The following is a 7,524-nucleotide window of genomic DNA, read 5'->3' on the forward strand; positions in this document are numbered from 1 at the left end:
CAAACTTCATAATTTTATCGAGAAATATTATTGTAACTTATAAAGTGGACGAGTTAAGTCAATTCAGATTTATACCTTGAGCAAGACGGCTTCTTGTTCATTTTCCACCCCCAGCTTTTGATAACTTTTTCAGCAAACCCTACATAAAATATGAATTTATACTCGAGCTAGATCCCCGGCATCTTGGAGATGCCGGGGATCTCCGGCAGCAATTTACCGATCTGGGATTTTGTGGCCAACCCTTTAATACGGCGATATCATGTCTAACAAGGGTTTGTGCTGATGTTTTAACTCTTCACTTTTCACTCTTCCCCCTTCACTCCCCTAATCCCGTCTCCAATCGAACCAAGCTTGAAGGAGATTTCTCAAGCGGGGATGTTGGTGTCGCCAGACATCGCGCCATTCGGTGAGGAAATAGCTGAATACTTCAGTGTCGGGGGAGTGTAGGGACGCCAGTGCCTCGATCGAGCGGTTTTGACTCATTAAGAGGGCGATCGCCTCTACGAGAGCGGGGGCGCGAGCGCCGAGAAAATGAGCGCCGAGGAGGTTTCCATCGGGGCTGACGAGTAGTTTGCCAAAACCGGAACGATCGTCCTGTCGTTGGGCGGAGGCGAGGCGGTAAAACGGACAGGTGAGAACGACGAGGCGATCGCCCAACCGTCGTTTGGCCTGGGGTTCGGTGAGACCGACGGCGGCTAAATGCGGTTCGATCGCCAGGACGCGAGGAAAGGTGTGATAGTCGGCGTTCCACAGGGGCAGAAACAGGGCGTTTTTGGTGGCGATATCCCCTTCGTACCGGGCGAGTTCGGGGTCGTTGTAGCCGCCGAGAACGCTGCCACAGGCGTAAATTTGAGGGTTCGTGGTTTGCAGTCGCGGGTTGGTGCGGACGCGATGTCCCTGGCGGCGAATCCCCAGGGCTTTCCAGTCGATCTCGCGGGTTTGGGCTTCCCATCCCGCCGCGACGACGACGGCATCGGTTTCGAGGGCGCGATCGCCGGCTTGCAGCCAGGTGGTATCTTGGATGCGACGGGCTTGTAGGACGGGGGTACGCGTTAGGACGGTAACGCCACAGGCTTCGAGATGGGCGCGTACGAGCCTCGCCATTTGGGGATCTTCCTTGGGGAGAACTTGGGACGCTTCGGTGAGGAGCGCGACGTCAACGCCCAACCACGCGAAGGTGCGAGCGACGCTGACGGCGTGGGTATCGTTTCCGACGACGGCGATGCGAGGGGGAAGTTCGCTATGGAGAAGTTTTTCTAACGTGGTGAGGTCGTAGTAGGCGGTGTCTTCTAAGCCTTGAATGGGGGGAATGGTGGGTTTGGCGGACGGGGCTAGGAGATAGGCTCGCGAGGGAAACTTGCGTTCTGCGGCGATCGCGGTGAGTTGGGGTTGGGTGAGGAAGTCCACCTCGCCGACGATGACGTCGATCCCCTGCATGGCCAATCCGGCTGGAGAGCGCAACGCCTGTAAGTTTTCGGTGATTTCTCGGCAAATTCGCCAAACCCGATGGCGATCGATCCCGGAGGTGGCGGCGACTCCCCAAGCGTGCGATCGCTCTCGTTCTCGTGTGAGGCGTTGTAACTGTTCGAGCGCGATTTGCGAGGTTTGCACTTCCGCCCACACGGACTGCGGGGGTAAAATTAACGCCACCCTCGCGCCCCATCCGGCTGCTACTGATGCCGCTCGCATTCCCGCCGTGCTGTCTCCGACGACAACCCAATCGTACTCGACTCCCATGGTTTGACTTCCGTTGGCGATCGCTTGTAAGTCTCGACCTTGGATATTGTGACATCTTCCCGACGCTGACTCTACCGATACCGTGCGGGTCGCTCGACTTCGCGATCGCTGAGGGGGATGTGGAAACGCCAAGATTCCCCAGAAAGACATCGTTCTGGGTTTTCACCATCGCCGCAAGCGTCCTTTTCGTCGCCGTTCGATATTTCGGGCGGAATCTCTGTTTCTCAAATATTAAGCTGGTGGCGATCGGGCTGAGGTGTTCGCACTCGCTCTCGGGTACGAACCGGTTCGTGGGGACGTTGAAGGGGGTTTCGTGCAGGAGAGGAAATGTAAGATGATTCTAAATGCGATCGTCCATCCGATTCGATTTTCCCATCGTATGAATCCCTTCCGTCGTGCTGGATCGTTAATAGTCATAGAAGAGAGAAAATGGGCGATCGAAATCCAGACTAAATCCGATCGGATACTTTAAAATTTGCATCTATTTCGGATGTCTACATCAAATAAATGTTACTTTAATATAATATTGAAACATATGGAGATAAAGGCTAACCGATGAATGTTGAAGAATTTCTTAAAAGATATCATGCTGGAGAAAAAGACTTTAGAAGCATATTTCTTAGAGAGACTGATTTACAAAGATTAAATATCGTTGGAGCAAATTTCAAGAATGCAGAGCTATTAGGGGTTAATTTTGGTAGCTCTCGTTTATCTTATGCAGATTTTACAAATGCAAATTTGAGAGGATCTATTCTCAAGCCTTGCAACTTACAAGGAGCAAATTTTCAAAACGCCGACTTAAGACAGGTTTGCTTTCAAGAATCAAACTTGCGTGATGTGAATTTTAGTTTTGCAAATCTTGAAGGGGCAAATTTAGAGTCTACAGAATTAGACAATGTGAATTTCTATAAATCAAATTTAAGTCGTGCAAATTTTAGACAAGTTGACTTGGAAAAAACTCTCAACTTACATACTGCAACACTAGATCGAACAGTATTTGGTCGTTTAAGTATGATATCTCAAGGTTTTACTCATTATTCTAGCTCGGACAAATTTCGTAAATCCGAGCTTAAGTCAAATCAACTCATGAGGGAATATCGGGCAGGAAGAAGAATTTTTAGTGGATTGCGTTTAAGTGGAGTTAATTTGAGCCATGCAAACTTAGAAGGAATTATATTAAAAGGAGCAGATCTTCGTCAAGCTGATTTTACAAGTGCTAATTTAACGAACGCCGATTTAAAGCACGCCTTACTGACTGAATCCAACTTACAGAATTGTAATTTTCAAAGAGCTTGCCTGTCTGAAGCTGATTTATCTGGATCTAATTTACAAGATTCTCAACTCAGAGAGGCTGATGTAGACTTGGCTTTATTAGAAGTTGCAAATCTATCTCGAGCAGATTTGTTTGGAGCAAATCTCAACTTATCCTCTTTAGTCGGCTCAAATTTAACTGAAGCCAACTTAAGAGGCGCCGTGTTAACGGACGCCGATCTGACAGGAGCCGATCTAATTCGTGCAAATCTTATAGTAACAGACTTAACTGGAGCCAATTTAACTGAAGCGAATTTATCATATGCAAATTTACTACGAGCAAGCCTCGAAGAAGCTAATCTATTAAGAGCCGATTTAAATGGTGCGAGTTTTGAGTTTGCAAATTTCATTAAAACCAACTTTAGAAATGCAAGAAGATTTTGGGAAACTAATCGCTTTTATGCAACCTGTTGGAAAACAGTTTTGCCTAATGGAGAAATTGAGATGAATCCAGAACGTTTCTAAAATTTTTCCTAATTTCGTTAAGTGTCATTACCTAGTCCTAAAAGCATTGAATATGAATGCTTTTAGGGATCGATCGGGTTCAAAGTACGATCGACCAAATGAGCCAGTAAGGCTTCTAGTTCTTAACTTTTGAATAACTCTTTTTTATTCTTCCCAGGATTTATAGCTTCTATACGCTCTTCCAAATTTTTATCTAGATTGGTAAAGAAATCTAATCCTGTTAAATTTTCAACTCGATCGATAGATGTTCTCCATGAAAACCATGTTTTGGGAAATCGATCTTCAGGCAATAAGGGGTCGTTTGGAACTATTATTGCAATCGCATTAACAATTCCTCCTTGGCCAGTAGTCAAATTTTTGACATTTTTATTGATATTCTGATTGTCTAAAACTAGAGCTACTTTCCACATAAATTCAGGAAAATCAATTCCTGCTTTTTTTAGGTTTTTAAGAGGTTCTGAATCATAAATTATTCGTTTCTTTTCTTCATCAGAAAATGGAATACCACCAGCAAGTATATATATATCTTGTCCCGTTTTTGTTTCTATTTGCAAATACTTTTCTAGATCAGACCAGGGATCGTTTTCGTGGATAGATTCCTGTGGAAGAATATTAGACAAGATAAAGGTTGAATCTTGATCTTTTTGAGCTCGATTGCGATCGCTTGATGCAACTAGATGGCCTCTCTCGAATTTCAGTGGGAGGGATGAGTAGTTGCTGCTAATAGGTCTTTTGAAAGAGCTTCCACCAAAATCTTCGGTGGGTAAAGCAATGTCTTCTGCAAAGAATCTATTGTTTGGCCGAGTCGCTGGGGGATTCCCCCCTCCATCGTGCCATAAACTATTAAGCTGATAGCTAACCCAGTTTGGACTTTTAATATCCTTGTTAAAAGACAGCGAATAACTTGGCTTATGAATTAAGTAATTGTTAGCTGAATCAACATCAGTTGTAGCTTTTTGTTTGGTTTGTTCGTTTATTTTTAAGGTTGGAATACCAAATTTAAGATGATCGCTGCCAAATCCAAGATTATCAAAATAAACGGGAATTTTTCCCTCAACAGAAATCTCGATCTGTCCTTGGTGTCCTTGCAAATCCTCTGGCACATCTACATAAAATGTTTCAAATCCATGTCGAGCATAATCGACGCGATTGAACTGTCCTTGAGTAGGAATAGCACTGGGATATTCTGGAACTTGCGTATAGGTTCGTAAATCTACAGCAGGACGTTCTGCATTAAAATGATAAGCCTCTTCGAGCGGCAACGATTCACGTGGCTTATCAATTGGGTTTTGAATATCATATTCAAAAGGATTGGAGCTTTTAAGTTCCTTCCCATTAATAGATACTTTTACAAAGCTTGTTAAGTCATCGCTTTTTAACTTATCAGATTCAGGAACAAACAAATCGAATCGTAGTAAATCTTCAAAAGGAATTTTAGAATGATTATGCTTGGCGACTTCTCCAGGGTTTATTTCTATAGCATGACCTGCATGAGGCTTGATTTGTCCATTATCTTTTACAAGATTTATTTTTTCAAGGTGATCGATAAAGATTTCGTGCTTTTCAGCAATCTTCTGCAAGCTTATTTTTCGCTTTTTGTTAATTACTTTAAAACCTGATGTAGGCACAGAAGAGGAAGCGGAAGCTCGAACGATCGAGTCGTCTTGAGAACTGCCAACACTCTCATTATAAAAAGACCAGCCTGGAATTGCCCCTTCACGATTAAGGGTGCTGGCCATGGGCGAATCGGGAGCGGTCGTAATCTCAAAATTACCGTTGAAAACATCAGGAACCGCCGCATCCCCGCGATTTTCCTCACCATTAGTATTATCAAACGTCACTGGTTGGCGTCGGTCTAACCGAGCTTCCGGTCGTAAATCTTTGCCCCCTCCCAACACCGAGTAGAACCATCCCGTCCCGATCCCTTCATGAGGAGCAGACTCGTCCTCGAGCGCAAAGTTAGTCGCCGTATGGTCGGGAACGTACCAAGGATTCGCCAGACCGCTTTCAAATTCCGAGTTGTTTGCCAAATTCGGATCGAACAAATGCTCGTGGAAGCTGTCTCCCAAGCGGCGATACAGAGCCTCGGGGGCTTCCGTTTCCGAGAGATCGACCGTTCCGTCGTACCAGGACACCGTTCGACCGTGAACGGCTCCTCGTCCCAAGCCCAAAATCGCATCGGTTTCCCGCGTAAATCCAGCACGGCTATCTTCCCGACGAACGTTTCCACTCACCTCGGGTTGAACCGTTCCCCCCAAAAAGACATTGAGGTCGGCATCGGGAATCGCTCGTCCCGCTGGCGTTCCGGTGAGGTTGTTCCGAAGTTGGGGAACCGTTTGATAGTAGTTGTCGGCAAACGTCACGTTTTCCCACACCTGAATCTCAGGTTCGTAGAACGTGGGGAATCCGAATCCCGCAAACGACAAACTGGGTTGCTCGAAATCGTGAGGGTCGATGGTGGTCATCTGAAGGTCGCGAACTCCCGACCCCATCGCACCCCCCGCTTCGGGGAAATGTTTACCGAGACGCTGAATCATTTCGCTGTTGACGACTGTACCGCGACTGAAGCCAATAAAGTGTAGCGGCGAATCGAAAACCTTACCGTGTTGGGTGACCTATTCTCCGGTCGTTACATCGAGTTCGGCATCTCCCCCGAGGCTTCGATCGAGATCGACGAGAGCCGCAAAGAATACATCGGCGGCAGCTTCGCTAAACCCAGAATCGGGAATATAGGATTGAGAACCTTCCGACCAATCTGGCAACAGCACCAGCGGTTGACCGAGATAGCTGCTCGGTTCGACGTTCGGACGCGGAGCGCCAGATTCGTCGATCGCATCCCATTCTCCCGTATCGCTGTTGTAGCGCATAATCAGGCCGTCTCCCCCAGCGCTGGCAATATTTCCCGCCAAGTTGTAGATGTTGTCGGGGATGCCCTCGGGGGCTGTCGGAAGCCGGAAGCCGTGAGTGAGAACCGTAACGCTGCTGAACGTGAACGGAGACGTGGTTTCCAGAGGATGTACGCTGAGCTGTTCGACATCCTCATCGAGAATTTTTCCGGTTTTATCGAGAGCTTGTACCGCCCAGTGATAGGTTTGTCCTGCCGTTAACTGGCGATCGTCCGGTAGCGTCAACTGCGTCGCCGTATTGGGTGGAGCGCCTTCTGAGGTGGCCAGTGGAGTCGAACCGTCATAACCGTACCACTGTCCGTCTCGCCAGGTTGCCGTGAGAATCCGACCGGGATTGAAATCGTCGTAACCGTTCCAATCTCGCGTTAGCAGTTCTGCCCTTTCTGGCACATTTAACACATCGAAGATCGTACGAGACGAGCCGACAGTTTCTCCAGTAAAGTCCCACCAATTCACGACGTTATCCCCAGGGAACAACCCTTCTCCTTCCTCAAAGGTACTGACAAATACGTGAATTTCCGAAATGTCGTCCTCGTCGATTTCTTCAAAATCCCAAGTTAACGTCGGCGTGAGATCGTCGCCGGGGGCTGCATTCAACGACACGACATCGACTGTCGAAGCCACTGTGACACTGTAATCTTCACCGTCTGTCGTTATGGGAGCCAAAGGATCGTCCGGATCGACCTCGTAGCGCCGTTCTCCTGTGATTGGGTTGTCTGTGGTTTTCAACCGTCCCGCCAGGAAAATATTCGGATTGAGTTCCTCAATCGGTTGAGAGCGCAAGTCCTCCCAATGACTCGGGTTACTCGCCGTTGCCAACATCTGCTCGACATCGAAAACGAAGGTACTTTCGAGTCCCGGATAGGCAGCGTACAAGGCTTTTCCATCGCCGGAGAGCGCCACGCCGTTGACCCGAGCTTCGGGGAGCGATCGCGTCCCCGCCACCAACTGCGGGTTGTCGCTGAGGGCGTCTTTAATAATGCCGATGTTGCCTTTACCGTTCCAACCGGGGAGTCCGAGACCCAAGGCGCGATAGTTATGACCGGCGACAAAGGCGTAGTGAGTGTCTTCGTAAGGAACCACAACCACTTCAACGGCTTCGTTG

General features: G+C 47.6%; 3 protein-coding genes and 1 pseudogene. 1 reads left to right on the plus strand and 3 read right to left on the minus strand.

Annotated elements, in window-relative coordinates:
- Window positions 1-324 precede the first annotated feature (324 nt).
- A complete protein-coding gene (locus tag POG22_RS24180; protein ID WP_498907429.1) occupies window positions 325-1,887 on the minus strand; it encodes an FAD-dependent oxidoreductase in 1,563 nt (520 codons plus the stop codon).
- Between the two features lie 405 nt (window positions 1,888-2,292).
- On the opposite strand from POG22_RS24180, the gene POG22_RS24185 reads away from it, so the two are divergent.
- Window positions 2,293-3,513 (plus strand): pentapeptide repeat-containing protein, encoded by a 1,221-nt coding sequence (locus POG22_RS24185; protein ID WP_498907430.1) that lies wholly within the window; start codon window positions 2,293-2,295, stop codon window positions 3,511-3,513.
- Between the two features lie 122 nt (window positions 3,514-3,635).
- Here POG22_RS24185 and POG22_RS24190 read toward each other — a convergent pair whose 3' ends face one another.
- Window positions 3,636-6,050, minus strand: coding sequence for a DNA/RNA non-specific endonuclease (locus POG22_RS24190; protein WP_498907431.1), 2,415 nt, complete (start codon window positions 6,048-6,050; stop codon window positions 3,636-3,638).
- A 78-nt stretch (window positions 6,051-6,128) separates the two neighbouring features.
- Window positions 6,129-7,524: pseudogene (locus POG22_RS24195) on the minus strand (hypothetical protein); the annotation flags it as partial.

The organism is Geitlerinema sp. CS-897 (assembly GCF_028368005.1).
In the GTDB taxonomy this organism is placed as follows: Bacteria; Cyanobacteriota; Cyanobacteriia; order Cyanobacteriales; family Geitlerinemataceae; genus Baaleninema; species Baaleninema simplex.